The organism is Candidatus Woesearchaeota archaeon (assembly GCA_020854775.1).
Classification (GTDB): Archaea; Nanobdellota; Nanobdellia; order Woesearchaeales; family 21-14-0-10-32-9; genus 21-14-0-10-32-9.
Genome location: JAHKLZ010000044.1, coordinates 36,689 through 62,189 on the forward strand (window position 1 = coordinate 36,689; position 25,501 = coordinate 62,189).

Annotated in this window: 37 protein-coding genes and 4 tRNA genes; 34 read left to right on the forward strand and 7 right to left on the reverse strand. The window is 32.3% G+C overall.

Annotation, left to right across the window (positions count from 1 at the left end; genetic code table 11):
- Nucleotides 1–81: 81 nt before the first annotated feature.
- Entirely contained in the window at nucleotides 82–1,164 is a 1,083-nt protein-coding gene (gene trpS / locus KO361_05595) for a tryptophan--tRNA ligase (protein ID MCC7575040.1), read from the forward strand.
- 48 nt (nucleotides 1,165–1,212) lie between these two features.
- Nucleotides 1,213–1,812, forward strand: coding sequence for a hypothetical protein (locus KO361_05600; protein MCC7575041.1), 600 nt, complete (start codon nucleotides 1,213–1,215; stop codon nucleotides 1,810–1,812).
- On the opposite strand, the gene KO361_05605 is transcribed toward KO361_05600, so the two are convergent.
- On the reverse strand, nucleotides 1,797–2,753 hold the full coding sequence (locus KO361_05605; GenBank protein MCC7575042.1) for a hypothetical protein: 957 nt from the start codon (nucleotides 2,751–2,753) through the stop codon (nucleotides 1,797–1,799). The two genes, KO361_05600 and KO361_05605, sit on opposite strands and share 16 nt — an antisense overlap.
- Nucleotides 2,754–2,808: 55 nt before the next feature.
- On the opposite strand from KO361_05605, the gene KO361_05610 reads away from it, so the two are divergent.
- The 3 genes from KO361_05610 (at nucleotide 2,809) to KO361_05620 (ending at nucleotide 4,866) form a co-directional block, all read left to right on the forward strand.
- A complete protein-coding gene (locus tag KO361_05610; protein ID MCC7575043.1) occupies nucleotides 2,809–3,459 on the forward strand; it encodes a signal peptidase I in 651 nt (216 codons plus the stop codon).
- 21 nt (nucleotides 3,460–3,480) lie between these two features.
- Nucleotides 3,481–3,554, forward strand: a tRNA-Pro gene (locus KO361_05615).
- Between the two features lie 49 nt (nucleotides 3,555–3,603).
- The gene (locus KO361_05620) at nucleotides 3,604–4,866 is read left to right on the forward strand and encodes a magnesium transporter (protein ID MCC7575044.1); all 1,263 of its coding nucleotides are present in this window, start codon (nucleotides 3,604–3,606) and stop codon (nucleotides 4,864–4,866) included.
- A gap of 4 nt (nucleotides 4,867–4,870) precedes the next feature.
- Here the strand turns inward: KO361_05620 and KO361_05625 are convergent, their stop codons facing one another.
- From KO361_05625 to KO361_05640, 4 genes are all read right to left on the reverse strand, one after another.
- Nucleotides 4,871–6,763, reverse strand: a complete 1,893-nt coding sequence (locus KO361_05625) for a beta-CASP ribonuclease aCPSF1 (protein MCC7575045.1) — start codon at nucleotides 6,761–6,763, stop codon at nucleotides 4,871–4,873.
- Nucleotides 6,764–6,858: 95 nt separating this feature from the next.
- Nucleotides 6,859–7,512, reverse strand: a complete 654-nt coding sequence (locus tag KO361_05630; protein ID MCC7575046.1) for a proteasome subunit beta — start codon at nucleotides 7,510–7,512, stop codon at nucleotides 6,859–6,861.
- Between the two features lie 215 nt (nucleotides 7,513–7,727).
- On the reverse strand, nucleotides 7,728–8,495 hold the full coding sequence (locus KO361_05635; protein ID MCC7575047.1) for a segregation/condensation protein A: 768 nt from the start codon (nucleotides 8,493–8,495) through the stop codon (nucleotides 7,728–7,730).
- An 86-nt stretch (nucleotides 8,496–8,581) separates the two neighbouring features.
- A tRNA-Leu gene (locus KO361_05640) sits at nucleotides 8,582–8,708 on the reverse strand.
- 91 nt (nucleotides 8,709–8,799) lie between these two features.
- Between KO361_05640 and KO361_05645 the strand changes: the two genes are divergently transcribed.
- Both KO361_05645 and KO361_05650 read left to right on the forward strand, forming a co-directional pair.
- Complete coding sequence (locus KO361_05645; GenBank protein ID MCC7575048.1) at nucleotides 8,800–9,342, forward strand: NUDIX hydrolase; 543 nt, start codon at nucleotides 8,800–8,802, stop codon at nucleotides 9,340–9,342.
- A 45-nt stretch (nucleotides 9,343–9,387) separates the two neighbouring features.
- Nucleotides 9,388–9,927, forward strand: coding sequence for a KH domain-containing protein (locus KO361_05650; protein ID MCC7575049.1), 540 nt, complete (start codon nucleotides 9,388–9,390; stop codon nucleotides 9,925–9,927).
- 1 nt (nucleotide 9,928) lies between these two features.
- On the opposite strand, the gene KO361_05655 is transcribed toward KO361_05650, so the two are convergent.
- On the reverse strand, nucleotides 9,929–10,384 hold the full coding sequence (locus KO361_05655) for a hypothetical protein (GenBank protein MCC7575050.1): 456 nt from the start codon (nucleotides 10,382–10,384) through the stop codon (nucleotides 9,929–9,931).
- Between the two features lie 64 nt (nucleotides 10,385–10,448).
- Nucleotides 10,449–11,183, reverse strand: a complete 735-nt coding sequence (locus KO361_05660; GenBank protein ID MCC7575051.1) for a serine protein kinase RIO — start codon at nucleotides 11,181–11,183, stop codon at nucleotides 10,449–10,451.
- Nucleotides 11,184–11,334: 151 nt separating this feature from the next.
- Between KO361_05660 and KO361_05665 the strand changes: the two genes are divergently transcribed.
- From KO361_05665 to KO361_05795, 27 genes are all read left to right on the forward strand, one after another.
- A tRNA-Ser gene (locus tag KO361_05665) sits at nucleotides 11,335–11,417 on the forward strand.
- A gap of 53 nt (nucleotides 11,418–11,470) precedes the next feature.
- Nucleotides 11,471–12,766 carry an MBL fold metallo-hydrolase gene (locus tag KO361_05670; GenBank protein MCC7575052.1) on the forward strand — a complete coding sequence of 432 codons (1,296 nt, stop codon included), beginning with the start codon at nucleotides 11,471–11,473 and terminating at the stop codon, nucleotides 12,764–12,766.
- Nucleotides 12,767–12,900: 134 nt separating this feature from the next.
- Nucleotides 12,901–13,713 (forward strand): hypothetical protein, encoded by an 813-nt coding sequence (locus KO361_05675; GenBank protein MCC7575053.1) that lies wholly within the window; start codon nucleotides 12,901–12,903, stop codon nucleotides 13,711–13,713.
- Nucleotides 13,714–13,728: 15 nt separating this feature from the next.
- Nucleotides 13,729–13,947, forward strand: a complete 219-nt coding sequence (locus KO361_05680) for a hypothetical protein (protein ID MCC7575054.1) — start codon at nucleotides 13,729–13,731, stop codon at nucleotides 13,945–13,947.
- A gap of 4 nt (nucleotides 13,948–13,951) precedes the next feature.
- Nucleotides 13,952–14,365, forward strand: a complete 414-nt coding sequence (locus KO361_05685) for a hypothetical protein (GenBank protein ID MCC7575055.1) — start codon at nucleotides 13,952–13,954, stop codon at nucleotides 14,363–14,365.
- 55 nt (nucleotides 14,366–14,420) lie between these two features.
- Nucleotides 14,421–14,620 (forward strand) — tRNA-Leu (locus KO361_05690).
- Between the two features lie 292 nt (nucleotides 14,621–14,912).
- Nucleotides 14,913–15,911, forward strand: coding sequence for a 50S ribosomal protein L3 (gene rpl3p / locus KO361_05695; GenBank protein ID MCC7575056.1), 999 nt, complete (start codon nucleotides 14,913–14,915; stop codon nucleotides 15,909–15,911).
- Nucleotides 15,912–15,922: 11 nt separating this feature from the next.
- Complete coding sequence (gene rpl4p / locus KO361_05700; GenBank protein MCC7575057.1) at nucleotides 15,923–16,831, forward strand: 50S ribosomal protein L4; 909 nt, start codon at nucleotides 15,923–15,925, stop codon at nucleotides 16,829–16,831.
- A complete protein-coding gene (locus tag KO361_05705) occupies nucleotides 16,828–17,088 on the forward strand; it encodes a 50S ribosomal protein L23 (GenBank protein MCC7575058.1) in 261 nt (86 codons plus the stop codon). The genes rpl4p and KO361_05705 overlap by 4 nt, the downstream gene beginning before the upstream one ends.
- A 9-nt stretch (nucleotides 17,089–17,097) precedes the next feature.
- Nucleotides 17,098–17,799, forward strand: a complete 702-nt coding sequence (locus KO361_05710) for a 50S ribosomal protein L2 (GenBank protein ID MCC7575059.1) — start codon at nucleotides 17,098–17,100, stop codon at nucleotides 17,797–17,799.
- An 11-nt stretch (nucleotides 17,800–17,810) separates the two neighbouring features.
- Nucleotides 17,811–18,191, forward strand: coding sequence for a 30S ribosomal protein S19 (locus KO361_05715; GenBank protein ID MCC7575060.1), 381 nt, complete (start codon nucleotides 17,811–17,813; stop codon nucleotides 18,189–18,191).
- A gap of 10 nt (nucleotides 18,192–18,201) precedes the next feature.
- Nucleotides 18,202–18,831, forward strand: coding sequence for a 50S ribosomal protein L22 (gene rplV / locus KO361_05720; protein MCC7575061.1), 630 nt, complete (start codon nucleotides 18,202–18,204; stop codon nucleotides 18,829–18,831).
- On the forward strand, nucleotides 18,828–19,607 hold the full coding sequence (locus KO361_05725) for a 30S ribosomal protein S3 (protein MCC7575062.1): 780 nt from the start codon (nucleotides 18,828–18,830) through the stop codon (nucleotides 19,605–19,607). Before rplV ends, KO361_05725 begins: the two co-directional genes overlap by 4 nt.
- Nucleotides 19,604–19,804, forward strand: a complete 201-nt coding sequence (gene rpmC / locus KO361_05730; protein MCC7575063.1) for a 50S ribosomal protein L29 — start codon at nucleotides 19,604–19,606, stop codon at nucleotides 19,802–19,804. The genes KO361_05725 and rpmC overlap by 4 nt, the downstream gene beginning before the upstream one ends.
- A gap of 4 nt (nucleotides 19,805–19,808) precedes the next feature.
- Entirely contained in the window at nucleotides 19,809–20,114 is a 306-nt protein-coding gene (yciH, locus tag KO361_05735) for a stress response translation initiation inhibitor YciH (GenBank protein MCC7575064.1), read from the forward strand.
- 1 nt (nucleotide 20,115) lies between these two features.
- Entirely contained in the window at nucleotides 20,116–20,361 is a 246-nt protein-coding gene (locus tag KO361_05740) for a ribonuclease P protein subunit (protein MCC7575065.1), read from the forward strand.
- 1 nt (nucleotide 20,362) lies between these two features.
- On the forward strand, nucleotides 20,363–20,638 hold the full coding sequence (gene rpsQ, locus KO361_05745) for a 30S ribosomal protein S17 (protein MCC7575066.1): 276 nt from the start codon (nucleotides 20,363–20,365) through the stop codon (nucleotides 20,636–20,638).
- A 6-nt stretch (nucleotides 20,639–20,644) separates the two neighbouring features.
- A complete protein-coding gene (locus KO361_05750) occupies nucleotides 20,645–21,046 on the forward strand; it encodes a 50S ribosomal protein L14 (protein ID MCC7575067.1) in 402 nt (133 codons plus the stop codon).
- 10 nt (nucleotides 21,047–21,056) lie between these two features.
- Nucleotides 21,057–21,452, forward strand: a complete 396-nt coding sequence (gene rplX, locus KO361_05755) for a 50S ribosomal protein L24 (GenBank protein ID MCC7575068.1) — start codon at nucleotides 21,057–21,059, stop codon at nucleotides 21,450–21,452.
- A gap of 2 nt (nucleotides 21,453–21,454) precedes the next feature.
- Nucleotides 21,455–22,150 (forward strand): 30S ribosomal protein S4e, encoded by a 696-nt coding sequence (locus tag KO361_05760; protein ID MCC7575069.1) that lies wholly within the window; start codon nucleotides 21,455–21,457, stop codon nucleotides 22,148–22,150.
- A 2-nt stretch (nucleotides 22,151–22,152) separates the two neighbouring features.
- The gene (locus tag KO361_05765; GenBank protein ID MCC7575070.1) at nucleotides 22,153–22,668 is read left to right on the forward strand and encodes a 50S ribosomal protein L5; all 516 of its coding nucleotides are present in this window, start codon (nucleotides 22,153–22,155) and stop codon (nucleotides 22,666–22,668) included.
- A 53-nt stretch (nucleotides 22,669–22,721) separates the two neighbouring features.
- A complete protein-coding gene (locus tag KO361_05770) occupies nucleotides 22,722–22,895 on the forward strand; it encodes a 30S ribosomal protein S14 (GenBank protein ID MCC7575071.1) in 174 nt (57 codons plus the stop codon).
- A 27-nt stretch (nucleotides 22,896–22,922) separates the two neighbouring features.
- Entirely contained in the window at nucleotides 22,923–23,315 is a 393-nt protein-coding gene (locus tag KO361_05775; GenBank protein ID MCC7575072.1) for a 30S ribosomal protein S8, read from the forward strand.
- A 10-nt stretch (nucleotides 23,316–23,325) separates the two neighbouring features.
- Entirely contained in the window at nucleotides 23,326–23,874 is a 549-nt protein-coding gene (locus KO361_05780; GenBank protein ID MCC7575073.1) for a 50S ribosomal protein L6, read from the forward strand.
- 11 nt (nucleotides 23,875–23,885) lie between these two features.
- Nucleotides 23,886–24,428 (forward strand): hypothetical protein, encoded by a 543-nt coding sequence (locus tag KO361_05785; GenBank protein MCC7575074.1) that lies wholly within the window; start codon nucleotides 23,886–23,888, stop codon nucleotides 24,426–24,428.
- Nucleotides 24,429–24,441: 13 nt separating this feature from the next.
- Nucleotides 24,442–24,975, forward strand: a complete 534-nt coding sequence (locus tag KO361_05790; protein MCC7575075.1) for a 50S ribosomal protein L19e — start codon at nucleotides 24,442–24,444, stop codon at nucleotides 24,973–24,975.
- 6 nt (nucleotides 24,976–24,981) lie between these two features.
- A complete protein-coding gene (locus KO361_05795) occupies nucleotides 24,982–25,497 on the forward strand; it encodes a 50S ribosomal protein L18 (GenBank protein MCC7575076.1) in 516 nt (171 codons plus the stop codon).
- Nucleotides 25,498–25,501: the final 4 nt, after the last annotated feature.

Here is a 25,501-nt window from a genome sequence, read left to right on the forward strand (position 1 = left end):
GATAAAAAATTATATAAACTTTTTTAAAATAATTATCAATCAGGAAAAGTTTTTAAAAAACAAAAAAAATCATAACATAAAATGAAAATAATAGATCCTTGGGGAAGCACACTACCATCTGATTACACAAAAATCATGAAAGACTTCGGATTAGAACAATTCTCAAAAAACATGTTCCCAAAACCAAACAGGGCAATGAGAAGAGAAGTAATATTCGCAGGAAGAGACCTAAAAATAATAAGTGACTGCATAAAAAACAAGAAACCATTCTACGCACTAACAGGAATAATGCCTTCAAACGAACAAATACACCTAGGAAACAAATTAGTAGTAGAAAACTTAAGATACTTTCAAGACCAAGGAGCAACAGTATACATATTAATAGCGGACCTAGAATCAATGGTAACAAGAGGAATAACACTAGAAGAAGCCAAAAAAAGAGCATTAAATTTTCACGTGCCTGCATACATAGCATTAGGATTAGATCCCAAAAAAACATTTTTTTATTTTCAATCAGAAAACATAGAAGTAGTAAAACTAGGATTTGAATTTGCACAAAAAATAACACTCAATGAATTCAAAGGACTATACGGAGTAGCAGAACCGGGAAGAATAATGGCTGCAGTAACACAAGCAGGCGACATATTATTTCCACAACTAAAACAGAAAATGCCTGGAATAATACCTGTAGGCATAGACCAAGATCCTCACATAAGACTAACAAGAGACATAGTTTCCAGATTCAAAAAATACAAATTCTTCGCGCCATCATCACTATACAACAAATTCACACCATCCTTAGATGGGGACTTAAAAATGAGTAAATCAAAACCAGAATATGCAATTAGTTTACCAGAAGATCTAAAAACAGTAAAAAAGAAAATAATGCGCGCATTAAGCGGAGGAAGAGACACATTAGAAGAACACAGAAAACTTGGAGCTATAATAGAAAAAGATATGTGCTTCGAATTACTAAAACAACACTTAATAGAAGATGATGAAGAATTACAAAAAATATACGAAGAATACAAATCAGGAAGAATGCTCTCAGGAGAATTAAAACAACTAACATATGAAAAAATGGAAGAATTCATGAATAATTTTAACCAAAAACTAGAAAAAGCAAGAAAAGAAATAAACACGCTAAATTTTATAAAGTTTTAAATAAAACAAAAAAAACAATACTAATAAGTAAAAAAAGAGGTGTTCGCGTTGAAAAAAATAAGAGATAATTGGGCTCCGTTAAGTGCAGGATTCATGTTAACAAGCATACTAGGATTTTTCATATCAATATGGTTAATAATGGACTTATCCGCGACGTGGGGATTCACTATGACTTTATTCTTCGTAATAATGTTTATATCATCAATGATAAGCATGACAAAAGCAGAACCAATACCTGAACACATGCAACACCTAGCAATACACGAACCAAAAAAAGCATATGAGCCATTCACAAAAAAACTAAAACCAGAACAACCAACAAATAAAATAAGATGGTACGAACCACTATATTACGCGTACATATTATTCTGGATATACTACTTAATACATTACTTCGCAGGCACCATAGATTACACACATTTCAACTTAGCAATAATATTCTTCACATTAACAATATACTTCGCGATAGTATTCATAATAGATGCTTTTTCAAAAGAATCCATACCAACATGGGAACAAGTAATGTTTGCAATAATAATCATAATAACATCAGGATACGGAGCAATATTTTTCCCTATAGCACCAATAGGAACAATGATATATTATGCACACACAAAAATACTAGAAAGAAGTCACTTAACCAAGTAAGCAACACCTTCATGTTCAACCAAAAAAACAGAATCGTCTTTACCAACAACAATATTTAAAGGATTAAGAACCTCAACTACTTCATAAGAATTCTTACTCAAAACACTAACAGGATGAGTGCTAATAACAGAGGTCTTCTGCTTCTTAAGAATTTCATATTTATGAAAATCAACAGGATTATACTTCAAAGAAAATTTCTTACCAGTTCTCAAATTAATACACCTATTAAACTTACCTAGATTATTAATAAAAATTAAATCATCAATAAACACAACAACATCAAATTTCTTAAAAGGAGGAATATGAACAACAACATTAACTCTGAACAATTCTTTACTACTAATTTTATCCTGCGTAAATAACTGAGCATTAGAATCCATAAAAGCACCGTATTCCTCAACAATTTTCTCAGCGACTCTACCAAGAAACTTCTTACTAACAAAATAATAATCAACACTATCTTTCTTATCAATTATTTTATTAACGTAAACTTCACTCATAGAATCAATCAAATTATTAACAAAAATCTTAACGCTTTTATCAGCATTTCTTAACTGAAGGATACCTTCAAAATAATTAGAACCAACCTTACTAAAACCAGGAGAAGAAGTAATCTCAACACTAACAGGAATAACAAATTCATTATCATCAACAAGAACAACAACATCAAAATCCTTCTTCATACCAGTTTTACCGATAATATCATCATACTCATCCAGACCCTTCAAAACACGCACTTTTTTCTTTAAAGATTTACTAACAACTAATTCAGAAACCTTTCTTAAATCATCAAAAAAAGACCATTTACCTTTAAAAAAATATTTACCACTAGGACAAAGCTTAATATTAATAGGCTTAAATTCCAAAGTAACAGGATCACAATCATTACAAAACACTCCCTTACTAATACTAATTCCACACTTAGGACAAAACTTATTCATAATAACACAGAAATATAAAAGAATATATAAATGTAACACGGATTCAATACTAAAGATGAAAAAGAAAAAACCTAAACGAGACACAATACCACAAAAAATATGGTACTTCATATGGCATGACGACTCAATAATAAGTTGGATAGTAAACGTAATACTGGCTTTCTTAATAGTAAAATTCATATTTTACCCTGGACTAAGCATAATTACGGGAACACCACTTCCCTTAGTAGCAGTAATAAGTCCTAGCATGGAACACCGCGTCTCAACAGAAACAAGCACTCCCATAATATGCGGAGGACCAACAGACAAACAAGGAAAATTAAACTTAGAAGATTGGTGGATTGAATGTGGGAGCTGGTACGAAATAAACACAGAAATAACACTACAAGACTTTGAAAAGTTTCCACTAAAAAATGGTTTTAACAAAGGAGATATAATACTTCTAAGAGGAACAAAAAAATTAAGTGTAGGCGACATAATAGTATTCGAATCAAAAAAACCATACCCTATAATACACAGAATAATAGAAAAAAACGAAATGATAAAAACAAAAGGAGATAATAACGCAGGACTAATAATGGACTCGGAACTAAACGAAGAAAACATAACAAGAGACTTAATAATAGGAAAAGCATACGCAAGAATACCTTACTTAGGATATGTAAAGATATGGTTCACCAACTTCATAAACTTATTTATTAACTAAAAGTCTACAACAAAAAAAGAAGGGGTCGTGGTCTAGCTTGGTATGATACGTGCCCGGGGCGCACGTGATCGGGGGTTCAAATCCTCCCGACCCCATAAAAAAAGATGACAAAATATAAAAACTCATACCACAAAAACATTATTTATGAACAATAAAGAATCAGAACACTTATTATATCAAGAAATAGAAAAAGAAACAAACACAGAAAATAAAAAAAATAAATTATTACAAATAAACGAAAAAATAAAATCAAGAGTATTTTTAAGACTTCACGTAACAACACAAAAAGAAATACTATTCTTACTAAAAAAAGAAGAAATACTAGATTTACTAAAATACATGGATCCTGACGAAGTAACAGATGTCTTACAAAGAGTATCAGAAGAAACAAAAAGAAAAAAAATATTAGAAGAATTACAAGAAGAAACAAAACACAAAGTAGAATTCTTATTAAGATTCCACCCAGAAACAGCAGCAGGGCTGATGAGCTTAGATTATGTAGTAGCATCAAGCAAACAAACACTATTAACCGTTAACAAATTAGTAGTAAAACACGAAAAAAGAACAGGAAAATTCCCAACAATATTAGTAGAAGAAAACGGAGAAATAATAGGGGAACTACCAGGACACTTCTTAACAACAAAAAAACCAAAAGAAAAAATAAAAAATCACTTAATAAAAATACACACAACCAAATATGACGAGTCACAACAAGAAGTAATAAAAAAATTCAGAGAAACAAGACACGATAAAATAATAGTGATGGACGACACTGACTTCGTACTAGGAATAATTTATTCAGACGACATACTAAGACTAATACAAGATGAACCAGACAAAAGCCTATATTCATTCGCAGGACTAAAAAGAGAAGAAACAATCAACGACACAATAAAAGAAAAAGTAAAATACAGATACAAATGGCTAATAGTAAGCCTAATAGCATCCTTCGTCGTAGCAGCAACAATAATACCCTTCGAAAAAACAATAGAAAACATGGTACTACTAGCAATATACTTACCAATCGTAGCAATGATGGGAGGAAATGCAGCGACACAAACACTAGCAGTAGTAATAAGAGGACTAACACTAAATCAAATCAATTCCAAAAACGCCAAAAAAATAATACTAAAAGAAATAACCGCGGGAATAATAAACGGAATGATAGTAGGAATAATAGTAGGAATAATATCAGCAATACTAAACCAAACAATCATGTTCGGCGTAGTAATAGGACTAGCAATGATATTCAACTTATTCATCGCAGGATTATTTGGCTCACTAATACCATTAATAATAAAAAAATTAGGAAAAGACCCCGCGTCATCCGCAATAATGTTCATCATCACAGCAACAGACATATTCGGATTCTTCTCATTCCTAGGATTAGCGACAATATTACTATGAAAAATTACTTAAGACGAACCACTTCTAAATTCCTAGGAGCATCAGTTTCAATCCTGAACTGCTTATGAATAGAACTCGCCAAATCAGTACAACGACTACTCTCGCCATGATTCACCAAAACACGCTTAGGCCTAGGATTAAGCTTCTGCAAGAAACTCATCAATTCACGACGATCAGCGTGACCCGAAATCTCGATCTTAAGAACTTCCATCTTAATATTAAGAACTTCCTCTCTTTGACCTTCACGGAAAATAATTTCACGTTCACCACGTTGAATCCTACGACCAAGAGTACCCTCGCCCTGATAACAACTAAAAACTAAGCTATGACGCTTATCACCACCAAGCTGTTTCAAATACTCAACAGAAGGACCTCCTTGAAGCATACCACTAGTAGCAAGAATAACACAAGAACCCTCTTCCTCAATGATATAAGTTCTTTCCTTAGAACTACCAACTTGCTTAATTTTCTCATTCAAAAAAGGATTATTCTCCCTATGAAAAACTTGTTGCCTAATAGTACTATTCAAATACTCAGGATACGCGGTGTGAATAGCAGTAATATCCCAAACCATACCATCAATATAAATAGGAATACTAGGAATAACCCCGTCCTGAACAAGCTTCTCAACCATTACAATGATTTCTTGACCACGACCAGTACCAAGAGTGGGAATCAAAACCTTACCCCCTCGCTTAACAGTATCAACAATAATTTGCTCCAAAATCTTATCCTGATCACGAATAGAAGCAGCAATATTATCTCTACCACCATAAGTCGCTTCTACCATAACAGTCTCTAAACGAGGAAACTGAGTAGCCGCAGGACTCAACAAACGAGTCTTCGCAAACTTAATATCTCCTGTATAAAGCAAATTATGCAAACCATTACCAATATGAATATGAACCATGGCACTACCAAGAGTATGACCTGCATTATATAAAGTAATCCTTACATCAGGAGTAATATCCGTAACTTCTTCATAATCCAAAGAAATACTATGTTTAACCATTTCTTTAACTTCATCACTAGTATAAATAGGATCCTTACCCTCGCCGCGCTGAATTTTTACAACATCCAACTGAAGCAAACTCATAATGTCGCGAGTAGGATGCGTACAATAAACAGGACCACGATAACCAAACTTAAACAAATAAGGAACAAGACCAGAATGATCAACATGAGCGTGACTAACAATAATCGCGTCTAACTCAGAAATCTTAAGCTCAGGAGCCTCAAGAAAAGGATAAGCCTCATCCTGAGAAGAAACATCAATACCACAATCCAACAAAACTCTGGACTCAGGCGTTTGAAGAAGCATACAACTCCTACCAACCTGCCGACCACCACCTAAATAACTAATACGAATCCACTGATTTCTCTTCTCACGAATCCAACCATTATAAATACGCTCACCAGTTTTATGTAAAAACTTCCGACGGTAATCACTATTCTGATAAAGAACAGAACGAATATTCTCAATGATTTGACTTCTAATCAAAGGATTCCTCTTAATAACAGGAACCCAAAAAGTCTCAGCTTTAATCCTATGCAAATATTCACCATTTTTACCTATAGCCAAACCAGGCCTTTCAGCTTCAACAATAACAACAGAACGCTGAGGATCAAACAAAACCTGATCAACCGCGGCCTCTTCCCCAATAATATCCCTAATGATTTTCTCAGCTTTTTCCTGATCAATACAAAGCTCAGGATCAGGCCTCAACTCAATACGTTTCTTAATCTTATTAACAATACTCTTAATAATACTAACACCATCAAAAACAAAATCTTTGTTCTTAGTATACAAAACAATATTAGCACCCTCAAAAACAGCATCACTAATCTTCCCATCCGGGATATCCTTAAGGATTTCTTTTAAAATATCTGTAGTCAATAGAATTACCTCTCAAAAAATTTTTTTTTCATTTATATGTTGTTCCATTATTTTTTATAAAATTATTTTATTAAAAAAAATTAAAATAAAAACAATTAGTTCAAAGAACCACTAATCATTTTGTTATGCTTCTTAATGCCATCTTTACCAATAACAAAAACATCCACTCCTTCCCCACTAGCAGAATCTCTTTGAAGAGCAGCATTAATCGCACGATAAGCAAGAGAAACACCATTCTCAACACTTAAATCAGACTGCCACGCATCCTCTAATAAACCCATAGCGAAAGTAGAACCAGAACCTGAAGCTAAATAACCCTTAGCTTTACTATTACTGTTAACGCCGGTTAAAGCACCATCTGGATAAATATCATAAAGCTGAAAACCATTTTCAACATCATAACCACCAAACAAGAAATGACAAACACCGCCAAAACCGCCGTAACTACGAATATTACTGTAATTAAAATTAGCCAATAAATTAGCAGCTTCCTTCACATTAGGCTTTCTATTAGTACGAACTTCTTTAAGCTTAAGCTCAGCCTTCAAATATTTAACCAATAACTGAATATCAGAAACAGTACCAGCAGTAGTCAAAGCCATATTAGGCATAATCTCAATAACTTTTTCAATATCCTTATTAGCAATTAAATGACCAGCAGTAGCTCTCTTATCAGCAGCTAAAACTACTGCGTCCTTACAAATAATACCGATGGTTGTTGTACCTGTCTTAAGATTTTCTCCCGTCATAATTTCATTACCTCAAAAAATTTTTTTTCTTTTTTTGTTTTGATTATCCTTACGAACAATATGTCATGCTTTGCTTTTGTTATTAGAACCTTTTTTCTCCAGGTCTAAAAGAAACACAAATAAAATAATTTTCCAACCCTTAAAACAAAAGATAGCGGGGCTTTATTTAAATAATTTTTGAATTTTAAATAAAAATCAAGAAAAAATACAAATAATCACTCCGCAGAAACCAATCCTTTTTTTAATTTAGCCAAACAAATAGTAATATCCTCAAAATGAGCTTCCTGCTCTAAATCAATTCTGCGCTGAGTATCCAAATATAAAAGAGGAATAAAAGTATAAATCTTCTCTTCTTTATCCTCTGATTTTAATAATTGAGAAAATTGAACGTGCTTAACAGTTTCTAAAGTTTTCTGAATCTTCTTATACAAATCATTAATTACAACAGTCATATCTTTATCTTTCTTAGGAACCTTAACTTTTTTAGCAACATTACTTAACTTTCTTATATGGCGTTTCTGATCACCCTCAAGAGCTTTTTCTAAAGCTTCCACTAAGTCATAAACAGAAACTTTTCGTTTCCTAGGTTGAGGAGTCCTATACTTCAAAACAGGTTTTTCTTTTTGAACAACAACATCAAAAGAAGAATCATCCAAAAAATCCAGAACATCATCGTCTTGAGGAGTAATAAGATTATTTAAAAACACAATGTCTTCTTTAAGAAGCTTATCAGATTTAATTTTCAAAAAGAAAGCGGCGGCAAGAATAATTTTACCAGATAAACGAAAATCCATTTTCTTCATTTCTTTAAGTAAAGAAACAAATTTCTCAGCTAAAACAGAAACATCAACATCCCAAGGATCCATTTTTTCAGTCTTAATCAAATCATAAATAATATCTTGCCAAGTAATCTCGTCTTTATCAAATAACATCTCAAAAATGTCATGTTCCTTATTTCCTGGTGTGACGGGGGCCTCAATCATGGTATATCAAAAAGCTATACTAATATATAAACATTACTCTTAAGATACTTAATCTCAAGAAAAAAGATGAAAAAAACACAAAAAAATGGTGCGGAGTGCAGGATTCGAACCTGCGTAAGCACTAAGCTAACAGGTATCCTATCATTCATCACCAAAAAGGTTCATCATACCTGATCCTAAGCCTGTCCCGTTTGACCACTCCGGCAACTCCGCGCAACAAAAAGAACCACCAAGATATTTAAAAAACTTTCCTTCACCCACCAAAAACAAAAAACCTTTAAATACAAAAAATACAAAAACAAACATGGCAATACCAAAAAACGCAAAAAAAGTATTTCAAGGAATAATGTTCGACGTATACCAATGGGAACAAGAACAATTTAACGGTACAACCAAAACATTCGAAGCAATAAAAAGAAAAGAAAGCGTACAAATAATAGCAACAAAAAACAACAAAATAATATTACTAGAAGAAGAACAACCATTCACAGGAAAATTCTTAGCACTACCAGGAGGAGTATGCGAAACAAACAACCCAGAAGAAGACGCGAAACGAGAATTACAAGAAGAAACAGGACTCACAACAAAAAAATTTAAATTATGGAAAAAAACAAGATTCTCAACAAAAATAGAATGGAACACATACTATTATACAGCAAAAAACTGCGAAAAAACACACCAAACCCAATTAGACGCAGGAGAAAAAATAACAGTTCACGAACTAAACTTTGAAGAATTCATAAAAAAAGTAATATCAGAAGAATTCAGAAACAAAGAATTCAAATACATGATACTACAAATGATGCACGAACACAAATTAGAAGAATTCAAACAACAAATATTCTAAAAACACAGACAACTTTTAAAAAAGAACAAGTATTCCTTAAAAACAATGGAATACAGCCTAGAATTAAAAATCCCAAAAGAAAGAGTCGCAGTTCTAATAGGAAAAAACGGAGAAACAAAAAAAGAATTAGAAGACTACACACAAGCAAAAATAGATATTGACTCAAAAGAAGGTGACGTAAAAATAACAGGTCTTGACTCCTTAAAAATGTACTCAGCAAAAGAAGTAATAAGAGCAATAGGAAGAGGATTTAACCCAGAAATAGCAAAACTACTATTCAAACAAGATTACATACTAGAAATAATATCACTACTAGACTACGTAAAACACAAAGGACACTTCGAACGAATAAAAGGACGAGTAATAGGAGCAAACGGCAAATCCAGAGAAACAATAGAAAACCTAACCCTAACATATATATCAGTGTACGGAAAAACAATAGGAATCTTAGGAAGAGCAGAAGACGTAATAATAAGCAAAAAAGCAGTCGAAAACTTACTATTAGGAAGTCCACACGCAAACGTATATAAATGGCTAGAAAAAAACAGAAGAAACATGAAAGAAAAAGAAGCCCTAAACTGGTAAACTAATACAAGAAAGAATCACTATACTCCTCAATAATATAATTCTCTAAAACACGACTACAAAAAAAAGACTCAATCTCATCCAAATCCTCACAATAAAAACCATTCTTAATCTCTTCCAAATAACAAGCTTCCTTCAAAGAAATCTCCCGTAAAGACAAACAAGAATCATCAACAACATCAACACTAGGCACAACAACAGAAGAATCATCAACAGAAACACCAGAAAAATCATTATAAATCAACAACAAACTAAGAGACAAAACAACAATTAACAAAACAACAACAATCAAACCAGTCCTCAAAACCTTCCTCTTAAAACCATAAACCTCAGAAATAACACGATCAACATCCGCACGATCCCAACCATTAAGAAGCAAACCCTGCTTCAAACGAGAAGGATCCTCACCACGAATAGCCTGCTCCTTAACAAATTTCTTTAAAGTATTATAAGACAAAAAAATTCCACCTCAACAAAAACAATAACACCTACTTTTTTTAAACTTTTCCCAAAAAAAACAATTACTTCTTATTCTTCTCAACCAAAAACTTATCAATAACACGCTTCACAACAACATCCTCATCAATACTCAAAGAACGAAAAGCCCTAAAAACATTCTTCAAATCCCTACGAAGCAACTCCTCAGAATCCCTATCATTCAAAACAGTAGCCTGACTAAAATCAATAAAAACAGGATTCTCCTCAAAATTAAGAATATTAAAATCAGACAAATCACCATGAACCAAACCAACCTCTAACAAACCAATAACACCTTCAATAACCTTATCAAAAAAAGCCATAGCATCAACAGGAAAAGAATCCTTCAACATAGGAGAAGGAACACCATCACCACCAATAAAATCCATAACAATAACATTATCCCTAAAAACAATAGGAGAAGGAACTCTAACCTTAGAACGAGCAACCAACAAATTACGATACTCACGCTGAACCCAACTAAAAACAACCTTACGCTTCTGATTCTCCAAACCAACAAAACGAGGATCAGACCTAATATAAGAATACATCTTATTAAAATTACAATTCTCCAAACGATAAATCTTCACAGCAACCAAAGAACCATCCTCGCGAGAAGCCAAAAAAACATTAGCCTCCTTACCAAGAGCAACAGGCTGAGTCAACTCCACAAAATAACCCTGATTAGACAAATCAAAAATAACCCGATTAGTAAAAGAATCAAAAACATTCTTAAAAATCTTCCACTCCTCACGACCCTTACGAGACTTACGAACCATAACCAAAGAAAAACAAACAAGTATAAAAAAGATACTAAAAAAAAATAAACATATTTAAAAAAAACCAGAGTCTACCACATAATACACCACGAATACACACACGAAAATCAAAGTATTTTCGGTCGCGTTCGTTTCACTTACAAGCGTTCCTGCCACGATCGCATAACCTGGTATTGCGCTGGCCTTGAGAGCCAGTTCCTTCGGGAGTTCCCGGTTCGAATCCGGGTCGTGGCGCCTTTTTTTCTTAACAAAACCTTTATATACTTACACACAAGATAAATTTTCATATGCGCTTAGAATTTCACGGCGCCGCGAGAGAAGTGGGACGTAGTTGCATAGAACTAACAACTACGCAAGGCAGTAGGTTCTTATTAGATATAGGTATCAAATTCGGAGAACACGGCTTAATTTTTCCTGAAAAAGTATTAGATGTTCCACACATAGACGGAACATTCATAACGCACGCACACCTAGATCATTCAGGAGGATTACCTTTATTCGAACATAAACAATTACACGGACCAATATTCTGCACAGCACAAACATTATCAGCAACAAAAATACTACTAAGAGACTCATACAAAGTAGCAAGAATAAAACACTTACACCCAGCATATAACAATTCAGACCTTAAAGAAGTACAAAAAGATGCACAAATAATAGATTTTGATAAATGGTACAATCAAAAAGACATAAAATTCATGTTTCTAAACGCAGGACACATACCAGGAAGCGCGATGATACTAATAGAAGCAGACAACAAAAGATTACTATACACAGGAGATTTTAACAATAGAGACACAGCCTTAATGGAACATGAAATAATAAACCCTGTTTTAAAAGAAAAACAATTAGATGTACTAATAACCGAATCAACTTACGGACACAGAGAATTACCAAATAATAAAGAATTAGAAACAAAATTCATAGAATCAATAAAACAAACACTAGCAAAAGGAGGATCAATAATAATCCCAACCTTCGCACTAGGAAGAGCACAACAAATACTAATAATGTTAGCAAAAGCAGAACTTAATACCAAAATATATTTTGACGGATTATGCAATAAACTAACACGACAAATATTAGAATCACCTTCAAAGTACTTAAGAAACAAAGAAATATTAAACGACGCGTTTTACAACGAAGTAGAATGGATACATTCTGAAAAAAGAAGAAAAGACGCAATGAAAAACCAAGGAATATTCATAACAACTTCAGGAATGATACAAGGAGGACCTGTGATGAGTTACATAAAAGAAATGTGGCATGATGAAAAAAACAAAATAATATTAATGGGTTTTCAATGTAAAAGAACGAACGGAAGACACTTAATAGACGAAGGATACATATATTTAGACGGGTGGAAAACGTACGTAAAATGCGAAGTTGAAAAATACGATTTTTCAGGACATACAGATCATCACGGAATACGAAGATTAGTAACAGAATTAAAACCTAAACACGTGTTTTTTCAACATGGAGATGAAGAATCAGTATTATGCTTAAAAGAATGGGCTGATAAAGAAGTAGGAGGAAACAACTACGCACCAAAAGTTACAGAACAACACGAAATACAATAAAAAAGCATTTTAACACGAGCAAAAACAACAAAAAAACTTTTTACTCCTCGCGAAGAGTGTAAAAGATTTAAAAACAAAGAGAATAATCGAATAGTATACGCGAAAAAAAGATTAAATAAAAAGAGGTAAAATTAATGTTTGATTTCTTACATAAGAAAAAAGAAGAGTCTAATAAAACAGAAGACCCTGAAAACCAACCAAAAAACAAAGATTTTAGCTCACAAGGATTTAAAGCACCACCAAAACCACCAGTAATCAATCAAAACAATCAACAACCACCACAATCAAGTCTTGACCAGTCAAATCAAAACATGATGCAACAAGAACAACAAACAAACCAATCAAGCCCACAACAATTTAACAATCAACAACCATTTCAACAACCAATTCCTGATAAACCAAATCAAAACATGATGCAACAAGAACAACAACCACAAGAACCAACAATAAACAAAGAACAAAAAGAAAATCAAGAAGTATCATTCGAAATACCAGACTTCACAGAAGAAGAACTAGACTTAAGCATAGATCTAAGCGAAGAACAAGAAAAACCAAAATATAAAGAAATAGAAGAACAAAAAACAGTATTAATAAACGAACAAGAAGAATCAGATGACGAATTACCAGAATTTGAAATAGAAGAACAACAATACGAAGAAGAACCATTCGACGAAGACCCAACAGAACAGCAACCAAAAGAAAAAGAAGAACTACCTATATTTAAAGTAACAACAGAAAATAATTATAGGTTCATATCCAAAAAAGAATACAAACAAATACTATCATCAGTAATGCTAACAAGAAAAGAAACACAATTAATGAGAGATAAACAAACAGAATTCCCAAAAATAGACGTGATGATAAAAAGACAATTCCAAGACGCAGAAAAAGACATGAACACAATACGAGAAAGTCTAATAAACACAGACAAAATATTATTCGAATAAAAAAAAGGTGAAAAAATGGAAGAAAAATCCTTATTTATAAAACTAGAAAAATACAAAGAAGTCAACGACTTATTCCACAGAATAGAAAGAACAAAAGAACAAACTAGACAAAAAATAGAATTAATGAAAAAACTAATGATAAAAGAAAAATCACTACTAGAAGACTTCGAAGAATCACTAAACAGAGCAGACACATACATGGAAGACGCAAGAAGACTACTAGACAAAGAATAAAAAAATGGGATACTATTACGAAATAAAAAAACCAGAAGAATTCAGATATAGTGTAATCAGCAGTATAAAAGAATGCTTATTATTACAAGGAGAACACGAAAAATTAGTACTAATAAGACAAGCAAAAAAAGACTTGTTTAATGAAATAACAAAATCATCAAAAGAACTAGAAGAACTAACAAAAGCACTAGAACAAATACTAACACCAGACGAACTAACACAAGGAATAAAACAATCAATAGAAAGAGAACAAAGAACAACAAAAAAAGAATACGACTACGAAGAAACAATCAAACCAAAAAAAATAAACGAAGAACTAAAAAGAAACATAACAAAAACAAGAACCCTAGACTTATTAGACTTCGAATACACACTACAAAACATAGAAAAAAAATTAGCAGACATAAAAAGAAACTAAAAAAATTCTAAGAATAAAAATTTATAAACAAAAAACAACTCCTAAAAAAAAATACGCGGGGGTAGCAAAGCCTGGTCAAATGCGCTAGACTCAAGTAACTAAAATAATAATAACTTGAGTGAAGAGTCCAAAAAAAGACAATGAAAAAAAAAGCAACAAGCTTTATTCCACTAAGAAAAAATTTTGCTAACAAGCAAAAAGTTTGAGGAATCTAGTCCCTTAGTGGGTTCGAGGGTTCGAATCCCTTCCCCCGCACCTTTATTCTAAAAGTGCTCCTTCAGTTATTCGAACGTGCTCAAAAATACACATAATAATTAATCTAACATAATAAAAACAGCACTAAAAACATACAAAACCTTTTTAAATCAACTAGTATTTCCAAGAATTTAACGAAATCAAAAAACAAAAACTGATTCGTAGAAAAACAGGACCTGAAAAGAGGTTTTTGAAATCACAAGTGATTTCTACACAAAAACTTCAACAATAGGCCCATTAAAAAAAGAAATCAGCCAATAGCTGAAAAAAAACATAAGAGAATTAGACTAAAATGGCAAAAAAAGGAAGACCAAGATATGGAAGTATGGGTGTATGGCCAAGAAAAAGAGCAGCACGCCCCTATGCTAGAATAAGATCCTTTCCAGAAATAAAAGAAGCCAAACCACTATTTTTCCCAGCATACAAAGCAGGAATGACAAGAATAGGCGTACTAGGAATGGACAAAAACAAAACAAACTTTGGAATAGAAGAATCACAAGCAGTAACAATCCTTGAATGCCCACCAATAAAAATCGCGAGCATGAGATTATACAAAAAATCCAACAACAAAAAAATAGTATCAACACAAATCAATTTCAAAACAGATAAAGAATTATCAAGAAAAATATCAAAAATAAACGAAGAAAAAATATCATCTTCTAAAGACTTAGAATCAATAAAAATAGAAGATTACTCAGACCTAACAGTTCAAGCATACACGATGCCTAAACAAGCAGAACTGAAAAAAACACCAGAACTATTCGAATTAGAATTAGGCGGATCAATACAAGAAAAATTAGAATTTGTAAAAAATAAAATAGACAAAACAATAACGGTAAACGAAGTACTAAAAGAAGGACAATTAATAGATGCACATGGAGTAACCAGAGGAAAAGGATTCCAAGGACCAGTAAAAAGATTCGGCATAGGATTAAAGAATCATAAATCTGAAAAAGGACAAAGAGCACCAGGATCCGTAGGAAGCTGGATAGGACAAGCACACGTAGCTCACAGAGTTGCAAGAGCAGGACAAACAGGTTACCACGTAAGAACACAACATAACAATCTAATAATGAAAATAAGTGACAAACCAGACGAAATAAATCCTAAAGGAGGATTCATAAATTACGGATTAGTAAAAGCACCGTACATAATGATAAAAGGTTCACTTCAAGGTCATAAGAAAAGACTATTATTCTTAGCAGAACCAATAAGGAAACCATCAAGAAAAATAAATTTCACAACAGACATGATAAAATATGTGAGTAAAGAATCACATCAAGGAAGATAAAGGGATTAGTAATGGAACTCAAAATACTAAACAAAGAAGCGAAAGAAACAAGCAAAATAAAATTGCCTGATCAATTCAAAGAACAAGTAAGAACAGATCTAGTAAAAAGAGCAGTACTAGTAATACAAGCAAGTAATAGACAAAGATACGGAGCTAGTCCAGAAGCAGGTAAAAGAGCATCTGCATATGTATCAAAAAGAAGAAGAGCATACAAAACCACGTATGGAATAGGACAATCAAGAACACCAAGAAAAGTATTATCAAGAAGCGGAACCAGAATGAACTGGGTAGGAGCATTCGTACCACAAACAGTAGGAGGAAGAAGAGCACACCCACCAAAAGCATCAAAGATATGGACTCAGAAAATAAACACAACAGAAAACAGAAAAGCAATCAGAAGCGCATTATCCGCAACAATGATTCCAGAATTAGTAAAAGCAAGAGGACACATAATACCTCAAACATACCCTTTCGCAATATCAGACGAATACAACACAATAAACAAAACATCAGAATTAAAAAAATCACTAAAAACATTAGGACTAATTGAAGACATAGAAAGAGCAACAACAAAAAAAGTAAGAGCTGGAAAAGGTAAAGCAAGAGGAAGAAAACACAGAACAAAAAAAAGCATACTGTTCGTAGTATCACAAGACTCAGAATTAACAAAATCAGCAAGAAACCTGCCAGGATGTGAAGTAATCAAAGTTAAAGAACTAAACGCAGAAATATTAGCACCAGGAACAGTACCAGGAAGATTAACACTATTCACAGAATCCGCACTAAAAAAAATAAAAGAAGACTCACTATTTATGAAAACAACAAAATCAACAAAAGAAGAAAAAACAGAAACAAAAAAAACAATCACTAAGAAAACAACTAAGAAAGTAACAAAAAAAGAATCAGGAGATAAAAAATGAGTAATCACCCAGTAATCAAATACCCATTAGCAACAGAAAAAAGCATAAGACTAATGGAATCAGAAAACAAACTAATCTTCATAGTAGGAACAAGCGCAAAAAAACCAGAAATAACAAAAGCAATAGAAGATGAATTCAACGTAAAAATAACTAAAGTAAGAACATTAATAGATACAAAAGGAAGAAAAAAAGCATACGTAACATTTTCACCGGAAACACCGGCAATAGACGTAGCAACCAAACTAGGCTTAATGTAAGGTTAAAAAATGGGAAAAAACTTAATACAACAAAGACGTGGAAAAGGCTCCGGAAGATTTAGAGCACCAGATTTCAGGTACAAAGGAGAAATCAAAATGCTAAACAAATCTTCATACACAGTTAAAAACTTAATAAGATGCCCAGGACACAGCGCACCACTAATAGAAGCAGAATACGAAGACAAATCAACAAGTCTATTAATAGCCCCAGAAGGCATAGCAATAGGAGACAAAATAGATTTAACTTCACAAGAAATAAAACCAGGAAACATAATTCCACTAAAAGATATACCTGAAGGAACCAATATTTTTTGCATAGAACTAAAACCAGGCGACGGAGGAAAATTCGTTAGAGGATCAGGATCATTCGCAAAAGTTGTAGGTAAAACACCAACAACAATAAGCATATTATTACCATCAAAAAAACAAAAAAACTTCAATCCAAACTGTAGAGCAATGATAGGCATAGTTGCAGGAGGAGGAAGAGTAGAAAAACCATTACTAAAAGCAGGAAAAAAACATCACATAGCAAAATCAAAGAACCAATATTACCCTATAGTGTCAGGCTCAGCAATGAACGCAGTAGCACACCCATTCGGTAATAAGAGATCATCAAGAAAATCAAAAGCAAGGCCTGCACCAAGAAACGCCCCACCAGGAAGAAACGTGGGAATGATAAGACCAAGAAGGTCAGGAAGAAGAACTAAATGAGAGTGTAAAACATGGCAAAAAAAATATTCACATACAGAGGAAAAACATTAGAGGAACTACAAAAACTTTCCATTAATGAAATAGCAGAAATTTTCCCTTCAAAACAAAGAAGAAAAATCAAAAGAGGACTATCAGATAACGAAAAAGGATTACTACAAAAACTAAAAACTAAAAACGGAGTTAAAACACACTTAAGAGATATGATAGTGCTTCCTGAAATGATAGGAAAAACAATCAAAATACACACAGGAAAAGAATTCATACCAATAATAATACAAGAAGAAATGATAGGATACTACCTAGGAGAATTAGCTCAAACAAGAAAAAGAGTAGCACACACAGGACCAGGAGTAGGAGCAACAAGATCATCCTCAGGAGCAACCAAACGATAAAGGTCATAACATGAAAACAAAATACGCATTTCAAGGAATGAAAGAGAACATGGCAAAAGCCATATCGAAAGACTTAGGAATATCAACCAAGGTATCAATAGAAATATCAAACTTCCTGAGAGGAAAAAAAACACAAGAAGCAAAAAGCATACTTGAAAGAGTACTAAAAAAGAAACAAGCAATACCTTTCAAAAGATTCACAGACGGCGTAGGACATAGAAAAGGAGCAAACATCGCAGCAGGACGATTCCCAGAAAAAGCAAGCGAAGCATTCCTAACAATAATAAAACAATGCGAAGCAAATGCTCAAGCAAAAGGACTATCATCAGATCTAAGAATAGCACACTTAGTAGCACAAAAAGGAACAAATGCTTTCAGACACGGAAGACAAAGAAGAAGAAGATACAAAAGAACACACCTAGAAATAGTACTGGAAGAAATGGAAAAAATAACAAAAACAGAATCAAAACCTAAAATAGAAAAACCAACAGAGAATAAAGAAACAAAAATAGTTGAACAAAAACCAGTAAAGAAAGAAACAACAAATAAAGAAACAAAAACTGAAACTGAGAAACAAGAAAAAACAAAACCTGTCGAATCAAAAATAACAAAAGAAGAAACAACTGAGGAACAAAAATGATAGAAAGAAAATTCGTCTCACAAAACATGAAAGAATTCCTAGTTAAAGATTACTTATTCAAAGAACTAAGCAGAGTAGGATTAAGCAACGTTACACTACAAAGAACTCCGCTAGGAGAAAAAGTAATAATATCCGCATCAAGACCAGGACTAGTTGTAGGAAAAGGCGGATCAAACATAGCAAGACTAACAAAAGAATTACAAACAAGATTCGAATTAGAAAATCCACAAATAGAAATCGAAGAAGTAACTGATCCAAGAGGAAACGCAGCGATAACAGCAGAAATGATAGCGAACTCACTAGAAAGATTTGGCTCAGCAAGATTCAAAGGAGTAGGACACAAAGCAATAAGTTCAGTAATAGACTCAGGATCACTAGGAGTAGAAATACTAATATCAGGAAAAATACCAAGCAGTAGAGCAAAAACATGGAGATTCTACCAAGGATACCTAAAAAAATGCGGAGACATCGCAGTATCAGGAGTAGATGAATCAAAACAAGTAGCAAAACTAAAAACAGGCATAGTAGGAATACAAGTAAAAATAATGCCAAACACAACAATACTACCAGATAAGATAACAGTGAAAGACTTAACACAAATACAAGAAGAAACAATAACTGAAGAAGTAAAAGAATCAAAAACTGAAGAAACAAAGGAATCAAAATCAACAAAAGAAGAAACAAAAGAAGAAAAAACACCAAAGAAGACGACTAAGAAGACAACAAAAAAATCAACTAAGAAGACCACAAAAAAAGAAGAAGCTGATGAACAATGAAAACAAAAGAAATCAGAAAATTAAAACCTGAAGAATACGACAAGAAAATGTCAGAAGCTAAAAGAGAACTAATGATACTACAAGGTCAAGCAAAAACAGGAACACCACCAAAGAATCCAGGTATGATAAAAAAATTAAGAAGAACAATCGCAAAAATGCACACAATAAGAAATGAAAAAAACAAGGAGGAACAATAAGTAAATGCCAGAAATCGATCCAATCACGGGCCTGCCTAAAGAACTTGGAGTATGGGAAAACATAGCCAAGGAAAACCAAAAGATAACAATAAAAATCATAAAGAAAAAATTCGGCAAAAAACACACAGTCGTAGAAGGAATAAACCAACACGAAGTGGATGTAAAAGAACTTGCCAAAAACTTAAAAAACAGGTTTGCATGCGGAGGAACATCCAAAGGAGGATTAATCGAACTTCAAGGTGATCATTCAAGAGAAATCAGAAAAGAACTCATCAAAGAAGGATTCGCACCAGACTCCATAGATTCATAAAATGATAAACATCAAAGACGAATTCATCGGAAAAAAAATCAAAATCACGAAATCAACAATGAAGCATCAACAAGGCGTTGAAGGAATCATTGTTAATGAAACAAAAAACACATTCACCATCTTAAGCGATGGAAAAGAAAAAAAAATACTAAAAAACAAAAAAGAATTCATGATTGAGGAAACAAAAATAAACGGAAAAAAAATTCAAAAAAGACCGGAAGAAAGAATCAAAATCAAGGAGAAATAAAATGGATAAAAAAATATCAACAAGAGGAAGAACATTCACAGGAACAGTCATTAGTGATAAAATGACAAAAACAGTAACTGTAGAATGGGAAAGAAGAAAATACGTTAAAAAATATGAGAGATACGAAAAAAGAAGAACAAGAATCAAAGCACATAATCCAGAAACAATCAACGCAGAAAAAAATGACATAGTAAAAATAGAAGAAACAAGACCAATATCAAAAACTAAAAATTTCGTAGTAACACAAATAATCAAAAAAGCAAACACACAAGAGTGATTAATAATGAAAGCAATTAAAGCAAAAATACCAAAATCCCTACCAACAGGGGCAAGAGTAGAAACCTGTGATAATAGCGGAGCAAAACTACTAAAAATATTCTCTGTTAGAGGTCACAAAACAGTAAAAGGAAAAATGCCTTCAGCAAGAGTAGGAGATTTAGTGCACGCATCAGTTGTAAAAGGAAAACCAGAAATGAGAAAAACAGTTGTGTTAGCAGTAATAGTAAGACAAAAAAAAGAATACAGAAGAATTGACGGCACAAGAATAAAATTCGAAAGTAACGTAGCAGTCGTAGTAAAAGATGATAAAGGAAATCCGAAAGGAACAATATTCAAAGGACCAATCGCAAAAGAAGCATGCGAAAGATGGCCAGGAATAGCAAAAGTAGCAAGTACAATAGTCTGAGGAAAAAAAAATGAAATCACAATTTTCAAAAACATGGAATTCAAGCGTTCAACCAAGAAAACAAAGAAAATACAGACATAACGCTCCAGAAAACGTAAAAAGAAAATTCCTAACAGTTAACCTAGTAAAGGAATTAAGAGATAAACACGGAGCAAGAAACGTAAAAATAAGAAAAGGAGACAAAATCAAAGTACTAAGAGGAAACTATTCAGGAAAAACAGGAACAGTAGATAAAGTAGACTTATCAAACCTAAAGGTTTATGTAACAGGAATAGAAATATCAAAAAGAGACGGATCAAAAGCAAAAGTGCCAATGAATCCAACAAACTTACAAATAACAGAACTAAAATTAGAAGATAAAAAAAGAAAAGACAAACTAACACCAAAAAAAGCAGAGGATAAATAAAAATGGTTAAGAATCACATGAAAAGAATCACAGCTCCAAGAACATGGAACGTAGAAAGAAAAACAACTAAATTCATAACTAAACCACTACCTGGAGCGCACAAATTAGAACAATCAGTAGCGATTAACACTTTCATGAAAGAACTAACAAAAATAACAAACACAACAAAAGAAACAAAATACGTATTAACAAACGACGAAGTTCTGATAAACGGAAAGAGAAAAAGAGATTTCAAAAAACCAGTAGGATTTTTAGACATAATAACAATAAAATCAACAAATAAAAATTACGTACTAACAATAGATCATAAAGGCGCACTAAAACCAAAAGAAATAAACGAAAAACAAGCAACACAAAGACTACTAAAAATAAATGGAAAAACAATACTAGGAAAAGACAAAGTACAACTAAACACGGTGAATGGAGAAAACTTAATAATTAAAGAAAAAGAATCTAAAAATTACAAAGTAGGAGATACACTAATAGTAGAAGTATCAACTCTGAAAATATTAGATCATATCCCTTTAAAAGAAAAAGCACTAATATTAGTATATACAGGAAAACATTCAAGCAAAACAGGAACAATACAAGAAATAAACACAACGACAGTCACAATAAAATCAGATAAAGAAACATTCGAAACAAGCAAAAAATACGTAATCGCAATAAACAAAGAAAAAATAGCAGAGTATGAATAAAAATGAACGTCATGAAAAAAATCAAAATAGAGAAAGTCACCCTGAACATAGGAGCAGGAAAAGACCAAAAAGTACTAGATAAAGCAATAAAGCTCTTAGAAAATATCACAGGAATAAAACCAATAAAAACAACAACAAACAAAAGAATACAATCATGGGGATTAAGACCAGGATTACCAATAGGATGCAAAATTACTCTAAGAGGAGAAGAAGCCAAAAAAATGGTTGAAAGAATAATATACGCTAAAGACAACAACTTACAAGAATCATACTTCGATGAAGAAGGAAATATAAGCTTCGGAATAAAAGAATACGTAGACATAAAAGACGCAAAATACGACCCAAGCATAGGAATGATGGGATTACAAGCAACAATAACATTATCAAGACCAGGATTCAGAGTAAAAACAAGAAGAATAAGACCATCAACACTACCTCCGAATCACAGAATAACAAAAGAAGAAGCAATACAATTCATGAAAGACAATTATTCAGTTAAAACAGGTGACGAATTATGACGACTTCAAATCATACAAAAATGTTGAAACAAATAAGTAATAAGCCTGGAAAAATGGCTAAATACAATAAATACAACGTATCAAAAAAAAGAGAACAAGGAGAATCAACAAAGAAATGTAAATTATGCGGAAGAACAGGTGGACACATATCCAAATACGGATTAAACTTGTGCAGACACTGCTTCAGAGATTACGCAACAGATTTAGGATTTAAAAAATACTCATAAAAAAAAACAATAAAGGTGTAAGAAAAAATGTCATTAAACGATCCATTAGCAAACGTATTGTCCTACATAAACAATTATGAAAAATTAGGAAAAAAAGAAGTTATAACAAAAAATAACTCCAAAGTAATAAGACAAGTATTAGAAGTAATGCAAAACGAAGGACTAATAGGTTCATATGAACAAATAGAAGACGGAAAAGGAAAAATCCTAAAAATATACTTAATAGGATCACTAAACAAGTGCGGAGTAATAAAACCAAGACACAAAGTAAAAGTAACAGACTACGAAAAATTCGAAAAAAGCTTTTTACCAGCAATGAATTTCGGAGTATTAATAGTATCAACAAACAAAGGAATAATGTCAAATAAAGAAGCAAAAGAACAAAACCTAGGAGGAACGTTACTAAGCTTCGCATACTAAAGGTAAGAAAATGAAACAAGAAATACTAACAGACACAATGAAAATACCAGAAGGATGCACCTTCACACACAACAAAAAAGAAATGATAATTAGAGGACCAAAAGGAGAAATAACAAGAAAACTACCTGATAAAAAAATAATCCTAGAAACAAAAAATGACGAATTAATACTAACGTACAAAAATGCATCAAAAAGAGAAAAAAGAATGATATTCACAACTCGTTCACACCTTAGAAACATGTTCAAAGGAGTACAAGAAGGATTCATATACAAATTAAAAATATGCTCAGGACACTTCCCAATGAACGTGTCACTAAAAAACAACGTGTTAGAAATAAAAAACTTCATAGGAGAAAAAGTACCAAGAACACTAACAATTAAACAAGGAGCAGACGTAAAAATAAACGGAGACGAAATAATAGTAGAATCAATAAACAAAGAAATAGCAGGACAAACAGCGGGCTCAATAGAAAAATTAACAAAAAGACCAGGATTCGACAAAAGAATATTCCAAGACGGAATATACATAACCGAAAAAGACGGTAAAAAACTAAGCTAAAAGTGATAATCATGAAAAAATTCATCAGAAAAGACACAAACAAGAAAAAAAGAATAACAGGAACAGGTTGGAGAAAACCAAAAGGAATAACCAACAAGATGAGACTGAACAGAAAAGGACACAGAATAACTGTCAGACCAGGATACGGAACTCCTAATCAAGAAAAAAACAAAATCCAAGGATTAGAAATAATAACAATAACTAACATACAAGAACTAGAAAATGTTAATCCTAAAACACAATGCATAGTAATAGGAAGAACAGGAAAACAAAAAAAATTAGACCTAATAAAAAAAGCAGAAGAACAAAAAATAACAATCATCAATTTAAAAGTTGACAAATTCAAAGAAGCAACAGAAAAATACTTCGCAGAAAGAAAAAAAGCATCAAAACAAAGAGTTGAAGAACAAAAAAAGAAAGAAGCAGAAGAACAAAAAAAGAAAGAAGACAAAAAAGAAGACAAAAAAGATGATAAACAAGAAGAAATAAGCGAAGAAGAAAAACAAAAACAAGAAAAAAAAGAAAAAGACAAAATACTCACCAAAAACAAATAAAGGTTAAAGAAAAATGAAAATACAAAAAAGATTAGCATCACAAGTCCTTGACGTATCACAAAAAAGAGTAAAATTTGATACTCAAAGACTAGCAGACATAAAAGAAGCAATCACCAAGACAGACATAAGACAATTAGTCTCAGAAAAAGCAATAACTAAAGTCCAAGAAAAAGGAGTATCAAGAGGAAGAGCAAGAAAAATAAAAACCCAAAAATCCAAAGGACTAAGAAAAGGACCAGGATCAAGACAAGGAAAATCAACAGCTAGATTACCAAGAAAAGAATCATGGATGAATAAAATAAGAAGTCAAAGAAAATTCCTAACAGAACTAAAAGAAAAACAACTAATATCACTAAAAACATACAGAAACATATACATGAAATGCAAAGGAGGCTTTTTTAGAAGCACAAGACATATCAAATTGTATTTAGAAGAACACAAATTGTTTCAAAAAAAAGAAACGAAACAAACAGATAATAAAACAGAAAAAGAAACAAAGACAGTAAAAAAAACAACTAAGAAAACAACAAATAAAACCAAGAAGTGATGATTTATGAGTTCAACAACGAAATACACAGTTAAATACAGAAGAAAAAGAGAAGGTAGAACAAACTACAAAAAAAGATTAAACCTACTCAAAGGAAAAACAGACAGATTAATATTAAGAAAAACAAACACAAAAATAATATTACAAATAGTAAGATATGAATCCGAAGGAGATAAAGTACTAATAACAACTAACTCCTCAGAACTAAGAAAACACGGATGGAAACACTCTTGCAAAAACGTACCAGCAGCTTACTTAGCAGGATTAATATTAGCTAAAAAAGCAAAAGAGAAAAAAATCAAAAAAGCAATCCTAGATTTAGGATTAGAAACTCCACTAAAAGGATCAAGACTATTCTCCGCATTAAAAGGAGTTACAGAAGGAGGATTAGAAATACCAGTTAACGAAGAAATATATCCAAACGAAGAAAGATTAAAAGGAGAACACATCGCATCATACTTAGAAAAACACAAAACAATAACACAAGACTTTGAGAAAATCAAAGAAAAAATCAAAGAGTGATAAT